Origin of the sequence: Thomasclavelia ramosa DSM 1402 (genome assembly GCF_014131695.1) — a bacterium.
GTDB classification, from domain to species: domain Bacteria; phylum Bacillota_I; class Bacilli_A; order Erysipelotrichales; family Coprobacillaceae; genus Thomasclavelia; species Thomasclavelia ramosa.
The window spans coordinates 2,978,473-2,995,319 of the sequence record NZ_CP036346.1; the positions used below are offsets into that span (position 1 = coordinate 2,978,473).

General features: G+C 32.1%; 15 protein-coding genes. 3 read left to right on the plus strand and 12 right to left on the minus strand.

Annotated elements, in window-relative coordinates; genetic code table 11:
- Nucleotide 1: 1 nt before the first annotated feature.
- The 8 genes from EYR00_RS14240 to EYR00_RS14275 form a co-directional block, all read right to left on the minus strand.
- Nucleotides 2-778: a MerR family transcriptional regulator gene (locus EYR00_RS14240; protein WP_040434436.1), complete on the minus strand. Its 777-nt coding sequence runs from the start codon at nt 776-778 to the stop codon at nt 2-4.
- 235 nt (nt 779-1,013) lie between these two features.
- Nucleotides 1,014-1,508 carry an IS200/IS605 family transposase gene (gene tnpA / locus EYR00_RS14245; protein WP_003535475.1) on the minus strand — a complete coding sequence of 165 codons (495 nt, stop codon included), beginning with the start codon at nt 1,506-1,508 and terminating at the stop codon, nt 1,014-1,016.
- 280 nt (nt 1,509-1,788) lie between these two features.
- On the minus strand, nt 1,789-2,829 hold the full coding sequence (locus tag EYR00_RS14250; RefSeq protein WP_003539572.1) for a D-alanine--D-alanine ligase family protein: 1,041 nt from the start codon (nt 2,827-2,829) through the stop codon (nt 1,789-1,791).
- Nucleotides 2,826-4,178 (minus strand): UDP-N-acetylmuramoyl-tripeptide--D-alanyl-D-alanine ligase, encoded by a 1,353-nt coding sequence (locus tag EYR00_RS14255; protein WP_003539570.1) that lies wholly within the window; start codon nt 4,176-4,178, stop codon nt 2,826-2,828. Before EYR00_RS14255 ends, EYR00_RS14250 begins: the two co-directional genes overlap by 4 nt.
- A 9-nt stretch (nt 4,179-4,187) precedes the next feature.
- Nucleotides 4,188-5,423 carry a DUF5050 domain-containing protein gene (locus EYR00_RS14260; RefSeq protein ID WP_003539561.1) on the minus strand — a complete coding sequence of 412 codons (1,236 nt, stop codon included), beginning with the start codon at nt 5,421-5,423 and terminating at the stop codon, nt 4,188-4,190.
- A 100-nt stretch (nt 5,424-5,523) separates the two neighbouring features.
- On the minus strand, nt 5,524-6,870 hold the full coding sequence (locus EYR00_RS14265; protein WP_003539558.1) for a DUF5050 domain-containing protein: 1,347 nt from the start codon (nt 6,868-6,870) through the stop codon (nt 5,524-5,526).
- Between the two features lie 109 nt (nt 6,871-6,979).
- A complete protein-coding gene (locus EYR00_RS14270; protein ID WP_003539556.1) occupies nt 6,980-7,996 on the minus strand; it encodes an oxidoreductase in 1,017 nt (338 codons plus the stop codon).
- A gap of 85 nt (nt 7,997-8,081) precedes the next feature.
- A complete protein-coding gene (locus EYR00_RS14275) occupies nt 8,082-9,002 on the minus strand; it encodes an AEC family transporter (protein ID WP_003539554.1) in 921 nt (306 codons plus the stop codon).
- A 112-nt stretch (nt 9,003-9,114) separates the two neighbouring features.
- Between EYR00_RS14275 and EYR00_RS14280 the strand changes: the two genes are divergently transcribed.
- On the plus strand, nt 9,115-9,360 hold the full coding sequence (locus EYR00_RS14280) for a GIY-YIG nuclease family protein (protein WP_008792687.1): 246 nt from the start codon (nt 9,115-9,117) through the stop codon (nt 9,358-9,360).
- A gap of 74 nt (nt 9,361-9,434) precedes the next feature.
- Nucleotides 9,435-10,307: a methionyl aminopeptidase gene (locus EYR00_RS14285; RefSeq protein WP_003539550.1), complete on the plus strand. Its 873-nt coding sequence runs from the start codon at nt 9,435-9,437 to the stop codon at nt 10,305-10,307.
- Between the two features lie 81 nt (nt 10,308-10,388).
- On the opposite strand, the gene EYR00_RS14290 is transcribed toward EYR00_RS14285, so the two are convergent.
- The gene (locus EYR00_RS14290) at nt 10,389-11,471 is read right to left on the minus strand and encodes a metallophosphoesterase (protein WP_008792686.1); all 1,083 of its coding nucleotides are present in this window, start codon (nt 11,469-11,471) and stop codon (nt 10,389-10,391) included.
- Nucleotides 11,472-11,827: 356 nt separating this feature from the next.
- On the opposite strand from EYR00_RS14290, the gene EYR00_RS14295 reads away from it, so the two are divergent.
- Entirely contained in the window at nt 11,828-12,481 is a 654-nt protein-coding gene (locus EYR00_RS14295) for a DUF3298 and DUF4163 domain-containing protein (RefSeq protein WP_003539546.1), read from the plus strand.
- Nucleotides 12,482-12,630: 149 nt separating this feature from the next.
- On the opposite strand, the gene EYR00_RS14300 is transcribed toward EYR00_RS14295, so the two are convergent.
- From EYR00_RS14300 to EYR00_RS14310, 3 genes are all read right to left on the minus strand, one after another.
- The gene (locus EYR00_RS14300; RefSeq protein WP_003539544.1) at nt 12,631-13,638 is read right to left on the minus strand and encodes a Gfo/Idh/MocA family protein; all 1,008 of its coding nucleotides are present in this window, start codon (nt 13,636-13,638) and stop codon (nt 12,631-12,633) included.
- Nucleotides 13,638-14,654: a Gfo/Idh/MocA family oxidoreductase gene (locus tag EYR00_RS14305; protein ID WP_003539542.1), complete on the minus strand. Its 1,017-nt coding sequence runs from the start codon at nt 14,652-14,654 to the stop codon at nt 13,638-13,640. The genes EYR00_RS14300 and EYR00_RS14305 overlap by 1 nt, the downstream gene beginning before the upstream one ends.
- Before the next feature lie 721 nt (nt 14,655-15,375).
- Nucleotides 15,376-16,827: a glycoside hydrolase family 1 protein gene (locus EYR00_RS14310; protein WP_003539538.1), complete on the minus strand. Its 1,452-nt coding sequence runs from the start codon at nt 16,825-16,827 to the stop codon at nt 15,376-15,378.
- Nucleotides 16,828-16,847: the final 20 nt, after the last annotated feature.

A 16,847-nucleotide genomic window follows, 5' to 3' on the forward strand; every position in this document is an offset into this window, starting at 1 on the left:
ATTACTCTTGCTCCTTTTGGATCCTCTTAAAATAATATTCTAGAGCCGCAGTTAGATAATTATCTATTTCTTTTTGTTTAACTGCCAGATCATTATTCCAATCATTCTTTTTATCATTAAATTTTTGTAACTCTGGCAACAGTTCTAAATTACCTCCAGTAAATTCTAAAATCATTTCCCACCACTGTTTGGCAATCATAAAGCATTCTGGACTATCAGGACTTACCCCCTGTTTCTTTAACACATACAGCTTATCTAAGACTTCTTGATAAGTGCTAAATATTCTTAACCCGGCCTCTGGATCATCACCAAATCGTTCTTTAATATGATCAGTAATTGTATTATCAAAATGTTTCCACACCCAATATTCTTTATTTCCCAAACGAAGTAACTCTATTATTTCAGCATATTTTTTTAAATCTACCGTATTCATTTCTTGAACTTCTCTAGATAAGGCAATCGTTGCTTCTAAAGCTTCTGATAAGTTAGCAATTTGTTCTTGAATCACACTTTTTTGTTGATTTAAAATCGCTGCAACTTCCTGTGGTGTGTCGAGATTAAATAATTTAGTTTTAATTTCTACAAGTGAAAAACCAAGATATTTAAATGATAAAATTTGATGCAATTTAACAATATCTTTAGTTGAATAGAGCCGTCTTCCCCCTTTGCTAATTGCTGCTGGCTTCAACAACCCCTCACGATCATAATATTGTAGTGTACGAACTGTTACATCCATCTTTTGTGCTAATTCTCCAATTGTTAAGTAGTCCTCATTCATATCATCACCTCTATAAACATTATAGTTCATGACCTTACGTCACGAGCAACAATTATTGAAATTATTTATAAAAAAGAACTAAATAAAAACCACGCCTAAAAGACGTGGTTTTCTCTGAGGCTATAAGCCTATATTGCTTGCTCGCGTCTCAAGGCGCTGCTTTCTCTTCGTTCAAGCTATCGCTTTTGACTCTCGCCATCCCTCAAAGGGATTTATTTCCTCCTTTCTCCTTTTGTTATCTTCTTCTCTCTTTTTTGTTTTCTTTCTTCATTTCTTTATCTTCAAATGGATTTTGATATTCTTTTACACTCAATTTATCCATTGCTATATCATGTCCCTCTTGTTCCCTTATATATTTTGCGACTGTTTGATCATTTAGTCCTACTGTACTCACATAATATCCTTCTGACCAAAAATGTCTATTTCCATATTTATATTTCAAATTTGCATGTCGATCAAATATCATTAATGCTGACTTACCTTTCAAATACCCCATAAATGATGATACACTTAACTTTGGTGGTATCATTACCAACATGTGTACATGATCTGACATCAAATGCCCCTCTATAATTTCCACCCCTTTATATTGACATAATCTTATTATTATTTCTCTTATATCATTTCTAAGTTGATTATATATCACTTTTCGTCTATACTTTGGTGTGAAGACGATGTGATATTTACACATCCACTTCGTATGTGCCAATGAATTTGTTTTTTGTGCCATACTTAATCACCTTTCCTTTCTTATAATGACAGCTTGAACAACTCCATTATATCGGAAAGGTGATATCTTTGTATAACTTCTTTATTGCTCCACCCGCATAGCAGGTGGTTTTTTATTTCGCATACTTCGTATGCTCAACTGACTTAAGTCTATATGTTCAAATTTTCAATTTGAACAGGTAATTAAAAGGATTGTCACCTGTGAATTACAGGTGACAATCCTCTAATTAGAAACTATTTATAAACTGTCCTACTTGGGAAGTTCAGTTCAAAACAAGTTCTTATTTTTGTAAGGCCAAGACAATCAAGCGATCCAATAATTCCGGATAAGTGATCCCGAAATCATTCATTAATTGTGGATACATTGAAATCTTAGTAAATCCTGGCATTGTATTAATTTCATTCAAATAAATTTTATTAGTTTTTTTATCTAAGAAAAAATCAACTCGGCTTAAGCCATGACCATCAACAGCTTTAAAAACTTTAATTGCATATTGACGAATTTGTTCTTGGATTTGCTCATCTACCAGAGCCGGAATACACGTTTTACTTTCTTCATCTTCATATTTCGATTCAAACGTATAAAACTCACCATGAGGCATGATTTGACCGACTCGTGAAACAATTACATCATCATTACCTAATACAGCTGTTTCTAACTCAATACAGTCTATGCACTCCTCAACTACGACATGACGATCATATTTAGCTGCCTCACTTAATTTCCCAATCAATTCAGTCTGATTATCACAACGATAACATCCAACACTTGAACCTGAACGACTAGCCTTAATAAAGCAAGGCATTCCTAATTCTCTAACAATATAGTCTTCAATTTCTTCAATCTCATCAAAAGTATTTGTTACTACAACTAATTTTTCGTCATAACGTTTTTTCACATATACTGATTTAACTTGCGGAACACCTACTGTATCTAAAATCTTTTTTGTATAGATTTTATCCATTGCTACACTAGAGCCCATCACCCGACAGCCAACATAAGGTAATTTTGCTAATTCAAATAAACCTTGAATTGTTCCGTCTTCACCATACATTCCATGTAATACTGGAAATGCTACATCTTGATTTTTTAATAATCCATAAACATCTTCAACCATGCTACTGTTATCTAACCAAGTATTTTTAGCTAAATCTGTCTGCTTCGCATCAAGATAATGCCAACCACCATCTAAATCAATCCCAACTAAGGTGATTTCGTATTTATTCGCATCCAAATTGTTTAATACCGATGTACAAGACATTCTTGAAACAATATGCTCACTTGATTGTCCCCCACATAAAACCAATAATTTTTGTTTCATGAAAATTTCTCCTCTATTTTGGTGACAACGTCTTTTAATTTCATTCCATTTGAGCCCTTCAATAAGACAACGTCATCATTTTGTAAATTATTCTTTAAATAATTTACCACTTCTTGATTATTATTACAATAATAAATCTCTGCCATCCCTGACAAAGCAGCACTATCGCTCATAAACTTAGCTTCTCGGCCAACCGCAACTAACACATCAATTTGTTTTTCCGCTACATATTTACCAACACTTCGATGCAATTGCTCGCTGAATTCGCCCAATTCTAACATATCCGCTAATACAGCTATTTTTCTACGCGAATACGTAGCCAATACGTCAATACTTGATTTCATTGAATCTTCACTAGCATTATATGTGCCATCAATCAAGGTAATGTTGTTTTTTAATTCAATTACATCCATCCGTTTTTTAGTTAATTCAAATTGACTAATTCCTTGAATACATTTTTCCATTGGAATTTCTAGATTTATTCCAATCGCAATCGCAACAAGAGCATTTAAAACAAAATGATTCCCCGGTACTGGGACAACAACTTGATAGACCTTCCCATTATAATTGATTGTAAATTCACTATGATCATCCATTAAAATAACTTTTTCAGCTTTAAAAACAGCAGCGCAATCAACACCGACTTTAACAACCTTGAAATTATCAAATCGAACCGTTGACAGCATATCATTATCACCATTAATTACTAATGTACTGCCGTCACTCATTCCCGCAACAATTTCTAATTTTGCTTTTAGAATATTTTCACGACTTCCTAATTCTCCAATATGTGCTGTTCCAACATTAGTAATCGCGCTAATATCCGGACAAGCAATTCGTGATAACTCTTCCATTTCATTAAGATGATTCATACCCATTTCTAAAATCATCACTTCCTCATCTTTTAATCTCAAGATTGTCAATGGCAAGCCAATATTATTATTATAATTACCTTCTGTTTTCAATGTCTTATACTGCTGTTTAACAACACTATAAACCATATCACGTGTGCTTGTTTTACCCACGCTCCCAGTAATTCCAACAACTTTGACCTTGCGATGTTTCCGTAAATAATGAGCCATCTTTTGCAAAGCTTTTAACGTATTATCTACTAAGATAACAACATGCTTATCATCTTCAATCAACCGATCAGTAATTATAGCGCTGGCACCATTTGTAAATGCACTTTCAATAAAATCATGGCCATCATAGCGTTCACCAATAATTGGAATATACATCATCCCGACCTCAGCTTGACGACTATCTTGGCTAAAACCTGTTATTTCCATTGTTTCATCACCACTAATAAGTTTCCCACCGGTAGCAATTACTATCTCACTTACTTTCATTTCATCCCCCTAGAACTCATTACCTTTAATCGTTGGTTGATTTTCATCATCTAAAATATGGCGCTTCCCATCAAGACCAACAATTTCATATCCAATCACACTATCTGAGTTTCCTTTAGTTAACACCAGCAGCTTATCACCTACAACCTCAAATGTCAGACTGCCTCCAATATCCATCGTATATAACTTCTTTTTATCTTTTCCATCAAGATCCATCGTATAAATAATATTCTTATCTTGAATAACTAATTTCTTCTCAACCAGGTTCACTAATGATAAATTATTACTTTCATAAATAACTTTACTTTGTCCTTCTAAATCACTTTTAACTAGCCCATCATTATTTATATAATATAAATATTCACCATCATAAGTATAAACATTAGTATTATTGGCAAGATTCTTCTTGTCGCTGCCATCCAATGCAATCGAAACTAATTCATTATTTTTATTAATATAAAAAATTCTACCTTTTTCCTCATCAACAACAATACTATAAGAAACCTCATCACTAATCTTATGATCCTGATTTGTCTCTAATTCAAGACAATGAATTGTTTCACCATCACTATCATTTTGATAATAGACTTTATCACCAAGATTATGTACATAATATACATTCTTTAATAAAATATCTTCTGCTTTTGTCTTTTTATCCATTCGAATATAATCATTATTTTCATCAAGATAATAATACCACTGCTCATCTTCACTAAAAACAGTAACTGCTTGTTCCAAAACAAGTTCGCGATTATTAAAACTACGATCATATTTCAATAATTCAGAATTCATCATTAAATAAACAGCATTATCATTAACATAACTAATCCCTAAATAATTAATATTTGTCGCTTGACTATATTTACCTGTATTTTTATTGATTGATATTTTACTATCACTATAATCATTAGTGATTGTGTTTGAATTATCATTCTCTGCCAGCTTAATCGGATTATTAATAACATATTGACGCATTACTGTCGTCACTACAATTAAAACAATAAAAACAGCCCAAATTTTCTTACTACGCCAATAATTTTGCGCTGATTCATTAGACTTAAGCAATGTTTGTTCAGTCTTATCAGCTGCAATAAACTCATCGACTTTTTCAGGTTCAATAATCTGTTCTTCCTTTATAATATCTACTTCTTTATCTAACCCTACCGGCGTTCCGCAAACAGGACATCTTTTTTCATGTTCTAATAATCGCGCTCCACATTTTCTACATCTTTTAATCTTTTCCATTTAGTCACCTACTTTAATGCCTACATTTTACCATATCACCAAAGTAAAAAAAAGCGTGTTATTAGCGTAAAAGAAAAGACTTCGCTTCAATAAGCTTAGTCTATTCTTCTTCATTATTATTCAATTTAGCGATAGCCGTATCATAAAAATCATTTATATACCACTGCTTTAAATACTCATCACCATTTCCTGTACTATACACAATATAATTGCCTATTACATTAAATACAGTTACATCATAATCAATCGATACAATATGCCCATCACTAGTCATTAAATCATCATCATAGTTAGTATATACAATTGTATTATTTGTAACGATATAATTATTAACCTCACCTTCAACAAGCAGTTCATCATTTTCATCAGCAATACTATAACAATGTACGCCTTGATAATCTTGATAATAAAGCAAATCTCCACTCACATAAATTTTCCCAGTACTAGATAAATTAAATTGTGATAATTTATTTCCGGCCAAATCAATAGCCTGAATATAATCATGTTCAATTGTTGTATAAAAAACTAAACTATCTTGCATGTCATAACTATAATCTGAAATTTCATCGCTTATGATTTTTATTGATGTTGCACTTACCTCATCATATATAAACAGTCCCTCTTCATCATACTTAGTATATAGGAACTTATTTTTATCTATTGGTAATACATTATCCATTTCAAAAAGGGCTGTCAATTCACCACTTTTCATATCATAACGTGCATATCTTCCATACTGTTCATAGTAAAGATAGTCATCAGTACTATAAATATACCTTTCTCCGTCATCTACAAGCGATTTAAAGTTACTAAAATTCCGTTCTGTTTGATATATTTGATAATCCATCCCAAAATAAATATTTGAATCCGTTAAAAAAGCATAACCACCATTTTTTAAATTTCCCTCTTGCGTTATACTGCTATTACTATCAAATAATTGTAATGTTGATAATTCTTGATAATCCCGTTGATCATTCGAATTTTTAAAAATTTGCCCGAAAATAGTTACTCCTGCAATCAATATCACTACAATTCCAACTATAATATTTCTTAGTTTTTCTTCATTATTAGCAGCCTTCTTTTTTATGATTGGAAAGCCCATGCTGTTAATTCGCTGTCTAGCTTCTTCTAAACGTTGTTTGATTTCATTATTGCTTGATTTGTAATCATACATCTCTTGTTGGTGGTAAACATGGCTTTTTTCACTATGTTTATCGCAGTCTTTATTATTTGTTGAATTATTTATGTTAAAACTACTGGCGTACTTCTTAGTGACATCAGTCTTCTTTTCATACTTTGTTGGATTCCCACAATTAGGGCATCGTGGTTGACCAAAATGTATTGCCGCTCCACAAACTGAGCAATGACTTATCTTCCCCTGACGATGACCACATAACGGACATTTTAAACTATTTTTATACTCATTTCCGCAATTATCACATCTCATTGTACCTCACCCCCTATTAATTATATTGTACCATGCCCCTATTTAGAGTCAATCAGCCAAATAATATAAATAATTTTTATCAAAAATAAAAAGATACTGTCGTATCTTCTTACTTACACATTTTAACTCCGGTTTCTAATATTTCCATTTGCAATAAAGTTTGTTCATCTTTGACCCGAGGTTCCTTACCCTCAATAATACTTTCATATAAGCCATCAAAAACATTTCCATAATCCCCTACTTCAGAGATGACTTTTTCTTCATGAAAAACACCTGCATCATCATAATACGATAACGTTCCATAATCTTCAGGACGATCAATTCCAAAATTTGGTGACCCCGGCATATAAAATAACTTGAGGTGTTCTTCTTGACGATCTTTTGTCGCTTTAACAAAGCATCCTTTATCACCATAAACAACAAAACTAGGACGTTCTTTTACTCTAAAATAACTTGACTTTACTGAAACTTTAAGTGTTCCATAATATAGATCCAAATCAAAATAATCATTCATTCGTCCTGATCCTAATAATTGTCTTACATCATAATGAATCTTTTCAGGTTTACCAAAATAAGAAATTACTTGATCTAAAGTATGACATCCATGACCATATAAATATCCATTGTACCCAACATATTCATGAACATTTAGTGGTATTTCCGGACGATAATAGTCATAATGCATTTCTACTTCTAATAAATTACCTAATTTTCCACTTTCGATCACTTTTTGAACTGTTAAAAAATCAGAATCATAACGACGGTTTTGATAGCATTGCACTAATAACCCTTTTTCTTTAGCTAATGCAAATATTTCTTTAGCTTCAGCACTATTTTTCATAAAAGGCTTTTCAACCAAACAATTTTTACCATGTTCTAAAACCATTCTAGCATACTCATAATGACTATCATGACGAGTGCAAACACTAATCAGCTGAATCTCTGGATCGTTTAATAGACTATCTAAATCATCAGTATAATTTATTCCTGCAACACGTGACCAATCATGTTTATTTAAATTTCGAGCATAAATAGTTTTTACTTTAATATTTTTTCTTGTCAGTACAAATGGCAATTGATAACGATTAGTACTTTTACCATTGCCAATAAATCCCATTGTTAACATAATCTTCTCCTTCTACTTTGATATATCATATTGTACTATATTCTAATCATTAATTATATTTTTTACGATAATTGAAAAGATGATTTTAAACAACCATATTAATAACCAAACATAATAACGGAATTGTAAGTAATGATAGCGCTGTTGATAAAAAGACAATTTCTACTGCCAAATTTGAATCTCCATCATACTTCTCAGCCAAAATTGCTGTCGTACTTCCTGCTGGCATTCCCGCCAAAACTGTTGCTACTGCAGTTACTAATGGTGGTAGATTAACTATTGCACAACTAAATAAGACCAATAAAGGAATTAAAATCAAACGGATAAAACTATAGTAGAGGGTCAATCTATTTATAACATCTCTAATTTTGATTTCTGCCAAGATTCCACCTATTACAATCATTGATAAAGCCATCGTACAATTACTAAGTGACTGGATTGATACTTTTAAAAAACTTGGTAATTGAATTTGGCCAATCATAATAAACAGGCCAATAAATACTGCGATAATGCAAGGATGTGTAATTACTTTCTTAATAACATCTTTACCTTTAGCATTAGTAAAACATGCAACCCCACCAGACCACATTACAATTCTTTGGGGAATTAAATAAATGGAAGCAAATAATAATCCATCTAATCCATAAAGGCCTTGAATCAAGGGTGAGCCCATAAATCCAGCATTGGAGCAGATCGTTCCGTATTGTAAAACACTTTGTTGTCGTTTTGTTGCCTTAATAAAGAAATACTTTCCAAATACTTGGCAAGCAAACTGAATAATAATCGAAACAATCAAAATTGTTAGACCACTCTTGATGATTTGAGTATCCATTTTAATCATAAAAGAGTAAATAATATTAGCCGGCAGTACAATATATATTACTAAATCCGTCAAGCTCTTTCGATGCTCTTTAGAAATAATATTTGTCTTTCTTAAAATATATCCAATTATCATTAAAATAAATATTTCAAATTGTAAATCCATTAAATTATTAAAATCAACCACAATAACACCTCTTTGAAGATATCTTAAACTAATTTTCTTGACACGTCATCTAAAACTTACCATTATTCCTATAATTAGTTATAATATAAACAATAAAAGTAAGGGTGAAATAATGAAAACAAACTACGTCTATATCGTCAAATGTCAGGATAATACTTTCTATACAGGCTGGACAACTGATCTAGTAAAGCGAATCAATGCTCATAATCATGGCAAAGGTGCAAAATATACCAAAGCTCGTCGCCCCGTTGAACTGGTTTACTTTGAGGAGTATACTGAAAAAAGCCTTGCGTTGAAACGGGAATACGCTATTAAGCAAATGACACGTAAAGAAAAAGAATTATTAATCAACAGTTAGCATAGGCTAAGTAATTTCTTTGGAAATTAAAGAATAACGTGTTATACTAGATTCATATAGAAAGAAGGCAAAATATGAAATTAAACCGAAATGATTTATGCTGGTGCGGCAGTCAAAAAAAATACAAAAAATGCCATCTAGCATTTGATGAAAAATTAGAGCAATTAAAGCAGCAAGGAAAAAAAATTCCAACCCATAAAATGATAAAGACGCCTGAGCAAATTGAGGGAATTAAAAAAGCCGCAGTAATAAACTCAGGTTTATTAGACTATATTGAAGCAAATATCAAAGTTGGAATGACAACTGAAGAAATTGATGTTATGGCAAAGGAATATACTGCCAAATATGGAGCAGTTTGTGCTGATTATCAATATATGGGTTATCCAAAACATATTTGTGTCTCGATCAACGATGTTGTTTGTCATGGTATTCCTAATGAGCAAACTATTTTACAAGAAGGTGATATTGTAAATGTTGATGCTACAACCATGCTGAATGGTTATTATGCCGACGCTTCTAGAATGTTTATGATTGGTAAAGTTTCTAATGAAGCTAAAAAACTAGTCAGCGATACAAAAAAGGCTTTAGAACTCGGTATGGCTAGTGTTATCCCCTATCAAAGTTGTGTTGGCGACATTGGTAAAGCAATCGAAACATTTGCTAAAGCTATGGGTTATAGTGTTGTTAGAGAATTTTGTGGTCATGGTGTTGGTTTAGCGATTCATGAAGATCCTTATGTTTTCCATTTTGAGCCAAATGTGCCTACTGTTACCCTTGTCCCAGGAATGGTCTTTACAATTGAACCAATGTTAAATCTTGGTGGTCGTGAAGTATATGTTGATGAGTCAGATGAATGGACTGTTTATACTGATGATGAATCACTTTCAGCACAATGGGAGCATACGTTGTTAGTGACTGAAGATGGTATTGAAATTATTTCAAAATAATAAAACCTCCGATTTGAAGTGAACCACCATTATTTAGATTAGACACCTAAATAATGGGATTCATTTCAGTTTGGAGGTCTTTTATTTTATATTTATAATTACATACTCACTAGGAGCACCTGTTTTGATTGGATAACGCCATCCCGCTATTCCTGTCGTCGTAATTGCTGTAAAATCACCAATATCCCTTTGTCCACGAATCAACGTATCACTTGTCAATGACTGAACAATTCCCATAGGGAACAATTGTCCACCATGAGTATGCCCAGATAATTGTAAATCAATTCCTAGAGCTGCATTTTCATCAAGGTTTAAAGGCTGATGATCGAGCATGATCGTGTAGTTACCACGTTTATTTTCAGGAATCATCTCTAATAATTGACTAGTTGACAAACGAGGATTTGTACCCCAAAAACTTGCATCTTTTCGACCAATAATATTTATATTGTCTAAGCTAACTACTGCATCTTCCAATACAACGATTCCATTTTTCTCCAACGTAGCACGAACATCTTCAGGACCAAATTCACTATCGCTAAAAGCATGAGAGCCATTGTCATGATTACCATAAACATAGTAGATTCCTTGTTGATTATTGATCGATGCTAGCGCCTTACTAGCATTAACCATATCATCTAATGGGGTATTTTCATCAAAGATATCCCCTGTTAAAACTACTAAATCAGCATTCAGCTGGCTCATTTCATCACAATATTTTTGTAGCTCCGTAACACTTAATGATGTTGACATATGTAAGTCAGCAATTTCAAGAATTTTAAGATCCTCAACTTTATCACTTTTTAGATCATATGTTGTAGCTACAACATGTTTAATATTATAGTAGCCATAACCTAAAAATAACGCCGTAACTACTATTCCCAAAATACCAGTAGTAAATGAAATCCGATAAATCGGGAATCTTTTTAAGCCTAGATTTAATAGCTCAAACAACAACATGACAACTAATAAATGATAATAAATAACCCCATATAACTCCAACGTGTTCATTGCTGGAATTGATAGCACCATTATCACTAATCCAATTATAATAATGAGGAACCAATTAGTATGAATATTTAAAATCGTTCGTAATAAACGGTTAATAAAAAAAGTAAAATAAATAATACCGGGTATAACCGCAAGCAAACCCATATATAAGTACATAAAATCCCTCCTTTTAATTTAGAATACACGCTGAAGTATGCTTCAGGTCAAGTAATTTTTATAAAACACATATCTTCACATATTTATATTCTAACAAAATAAAAAGAGCATATAACAACATAATTTACTAAACAAACAACAAAAATATTCCAAACAGTCTTAAACATTACCAGCTTTATCCTACTCTCTATTTTTACCGTACTCTCTTTTTATTACCCAACATATTACTAAAAATAATTAATAAATCATATTTCCTTAACAAGAAAATTTTAGTTTGAATAACTTATCAAATTATCGTAAAAACTATAATGATAGCAAAGCTATCAACACATTTATCAACTAGAAAGAGATGAAATATGAAGAAACGTTTCCTGATTTTTTTACTAATTATTGCACCATTATGTATCAATGCTGTTCATGCCAGTGAAGATAATGCTAAACTTCAATTATTAAAAGAGAAACATTATGAAACTGAAGGTACAATCGTTACTGTCAAGATTCCCCATGTTGTTAATGTTAAAGATGACAAAGTAAAAAAAGTTATTAATAAGCTGATTACCCAGGCAATTGATGACTTTACTAACGAATTTAAAGAATTTGACAAAGAACCAAACACAGAACATAAATTAATTGCAGATATTACTTTCCAAAACTACTATAGTGACGATAAAATAATATCATTTTCAATTAATGCCACCCAAATCATGGCAGACAGCTATTTACAAAAGAAATTTTATACAGTAGATCTTAAAACTGGCGAAGTCTACAATATTGAACATTTCTTAGGTTCAGATTATCAAAATATCGTTAAAAAATCTGTACAACAACAGATTGCGGAGAATAAAGAAAAATATCCTAACCTAATGTATTTTGATGAAGCGGTTAATAATTTAAAGATTACTAATGAACAACCATTTTATATCAACAAAGATAATCAGGTAGTTGTTGTTTTCAATCAATTTGAAATAGCTCCTGGTTATATGTCATTACCGGAATTTATTATTAAATAGTTGATAAATCTAGAGGTTAAATAATATTTTAACCTCTTTTATATTTGTAAATCATTTATTTAAAAAATATCCACGACATGTCTAACATCATGGATATTTATAATTAGCAAGTGGTATATTATTTATAAACTATATTGTTAACAATTTTATTATTTATCTGCAGCAAATTCTATTCCCGCACTTTGACGAGCTTTAGTCGCAATCTCAATAGTAATCAAACTAATTTCCTGCATTTTTTTAGCACGAGTAAAATCTTTTTCATCAATCATTTTAACAAATTCTACAAATTCATGATACATCCGATGTTTATCATTATTGTAAGAAACCTCATCACCTTCATTATTCATTTGTTTAGCACTACCCTTATTCATTAATACTTTAAAACCATTTAAGCTATTAGCAGGTGTAGAAATTGTAATACATCCTGCATCACCTTGAATATTTGTTGCAACGGGAGCTTTACAATCTTTAGCTCCAATACATACACATTTAAAACTATCATAGTCTAATGTTAAAATTCCTGAAGTATCAATTCCTCTTTGAATATTTGCCTCATAATTGACATTTAATGGTTTACCAAATAAAGCTACTACTAAATTTATATTATAAATATTTAGATCCATTAATGCCCCTCCCGACATGGCTGGATTAAATGCTGGCAAGACTTCTCCTGCTTTAAAAGCATCATAACGTGATGAATATTGTGAATAATTAGCACTAACGATCTTAATTTGTCCTAGTGTTGGTAATAACTCTTTAATTTTTAAAGTATTTGGTAAATATTGGGTACTAACTGCCTCAACCATAATAACTTTATTAGTGTCTGCTAAAGCAACCAATTCTTCTAATTCTTTAAGATTAGAAGTAAATGGTTTTTCACAGATTACATGTTTACCGGCTAAAATTGCCTTTTTGCACATTTCATAATGTAAATGATTAGGCACCGCTACATAAACTACTTCAACCTCACTATCTTCCAGCATTACATCAATATTTGTATAATGCGCTTTAATATTGTTAGCTTGGCACATCTCAACAATTTTTTCTTTTTCAGCCGGTGTGGCACATAAAGCAACTAACTCCATACCAGTAACTTCATGAGCAAAAGTTAAAAAATCATGAACGATCATACCGGCCCCAACGATTCCGACCTTCATTATTTAGCCTCCTTTGCTACTTTAGTTGCTTCTTCGATAATTTTTAAAACTTCTATTACTTCCTCATCGGCAACTAATTTATGAGCCCCATTTACAATAACATCATTTAAATTGTCATAAATAATTCCATAATCCCCAATTTCTGTAGGTACTTTTTTTGTAATATCATTGCCATTATCATCAATGTAAGACAATGTTCCCCATTTATCTTCTGGTAATGGATCAAATGATACATGGATCGCTCCTGGTTTAGGTTTTTCTGATGAATTATGACCAAGTGCCGGCATTAAGAAACTTCCTTTTTTGCCATGAACGATAAAGCGTGGATAATCAAGTTTTACATAATAACTAGTTTTAACAATTGCTTTAAATCCATCATAAAAGAAATCAAAATCATAATAATCATCACTGACTCCAGGATTATCAACACTACGACAGTCATATACAACTCGATTAGGTTTACCGAATTCACCAATGATTTGATCAATTGGATGAACTGCTAACCCATATAAAATTCCCATACCTTTATTATTTGCTATTGATGGTCTAAAATAATCATAATGTGACTCAATTTCCACAATGTCTCCAAGTACACCTGATTCAATAACTTTACGAACTGTGCGCATATCAGCATCATAACGACGATTTTGGTTAGCCATTGCTACTAGACCTTTTTCTTTAGCATAATCGAATACATCTTTAGCTTCTTTAGCGGTCATTGCAAATGGTTTTTCACATAAAACATGTTTACCATGATCCAATGCCTGCATTGTATACTCCACATGATAACGATCTGGGGTATTAACAACTACCAAGTTAACATCAGGATCATCCATAATCTCATTAATTGAACTAGTAAACTTAATCCCCGGATACCAGCTCTCTTTTTCTTCATTAATTTCTGTTTCTAAACGATAAATATACTTTACATCAATGAAGTCTTTTCTTTTTTCAACATATGGTAAATGATAACGACAAACGCTGTTACCAAACCCAATATAAGCAACTTTTAACATCTTTCTTTCCTCCTATTTTATAGGTTTATTTTATGATGAAAAAAACCTATAAAACAGTGATTTTCCAGCTCTTGCAATTGAATTTCATACATTTATTTACAGTACTGTAATTTAATTTCATACTACTAAATTAAATTAATCAAGTAGCGGAAAATTTTAAATATTTTCCCTCTCTTACACCACTGTCCATACGGTTCCATATACGGCAGTTTAATTAAATTTCAATTTATATCTCAATAAATAATAATCTAAACAACTAACTAGTCCATTGTGTGCTAGCCTTTCTTTTGCTACAGCACGCACAACACATGTTCTAGTTATCACGAATTGATAGCATATGATATTTGTCTTGCTCTACCATAATTTACCCCAAGTTTTCTAACACCATGACTAGGCTTTGGAATTTCAATACTTTTAACAGGTTGTGGTTTGTAAGACCTTGTTTCAATTTGTCTTTTATTTCATCATTGGCTACATTATCCACACTACTTGTGCTTTTATAGACAAGTATCATATTTTTCTTAGATAAGACTTCCTCTAATAATTTGTGTGATCTTCTCCTTTTCGCTTTCTAATGCCTAGATCCAAGTGTATATGCCCTTCGGCTCAAATACATTTCCGATGCACTATGTGATTCGTCGACAACTACATTCACAAAGGACTTTCACCCTAGATGTATGACAAGTCGTCATACTTAAAAAAGATGTCTCTAACAGACATCTTAATCTAGATCTTTTCCATCCGATTTAATCGCTTTTTGATACCAATAAAATGAATCCTTTTTTATCCGATGTAAATCACCAACTCCATCATCATTCATATCTACATAAATAAACCCATATCGCTTATCCATTTGTCCTGTTGTAAATGATACCAAATCAATTGGTGCCCATGATGTATAACCAAAAATATTAACGCCCTCTTCACGAGCTTTCATTAGGCTCTTTATATGACTGCGATGATAATTAATTCGATAATCATCATGAATAGAGCCATCATCCTCCACTTGATCATGTGCCCCCAAACCATTTTCCACATCAAATAACGGTACTTGATATCGATCATTCAGTACATGTAAAAAATATTCATAACCTGTAGGATCAATTTGCCAGCCCCAATCAGATGCTTCTAAATATGGATTGGCTAAACTACCCTGACCACCTGCTGTTGCTAAGTTTCCCTCTACATCATGCGTAGTAAATACATTTGACATATAGTATGAATATGCTAGAAAGTCAGATTTACCTTCCATTAGAATCTTCTTATCTTCTTCACTAATTTCTAAAGATACATTATTATCTTTCCAGATACGTTTTGCATAAGCTGGATAATATCCCCTTACCATCGTATCTGCACAATATGCAAATTTTTCTTGAAACAACTTATATGAACCTAAAACATCTTTTGGATCACACGTATATGGATAACAGCAGAACCCTGCAATCATACAACCAACTTTGATTTCCTCATCTATTTCATGAGCTGCTTTTACCGCTTCTGCCGCCGCTACCATTTGATTATGTAATTCTTCAAAAGCAAACTGTTTTCCTTCTTTAACATTAAAGTGAAGCAAAATGTTAATTTCATTAAAGGTTAACCACTTATTGACTAAATCTTTATATTCAATAAAACATACTTTAGCAAATTCAACAAACTGATGAATCATCTCTCTATTTGTCCAGTCACCATAGGTTTCTTCCAAATAGACTGGTTCATCATATTTATACAAAGTTATAACTGGATCAATTCCATACTTCCTACATTCTTTAAAAACATTACGATAAAATTCAACTCCTGCTTGATTTACTCCACCTTCAACACCATGCGGGAAAATTCTAGCCCAAGAAATCGTCGTGTTAAAAGTTGTAAAACCAAGTTCAGCAAATAAGGCAATATCTTCCTTATATCGATGATAAAAATCTATCCCTACATGATTTGTATATCTAACATCATCAAATAATTCATATTTTGCCCCCTTTGGTAAATGATCAAATTGTCGCATTTTTCCTCTTGTACCATCAGCATTTAAATAATGAATATAACGATTATTAGTTGTTGTTCCGGGATCACCGAAATCTACTTGAACCGGACTCTTACCATCTTCATCCCATGCTCCTTCACATTGAGCCGCACTAATCGAACCGCCCCATAAAAATTTATCTGGAAAACTCATCTTTATTATCCTCCTTAAGC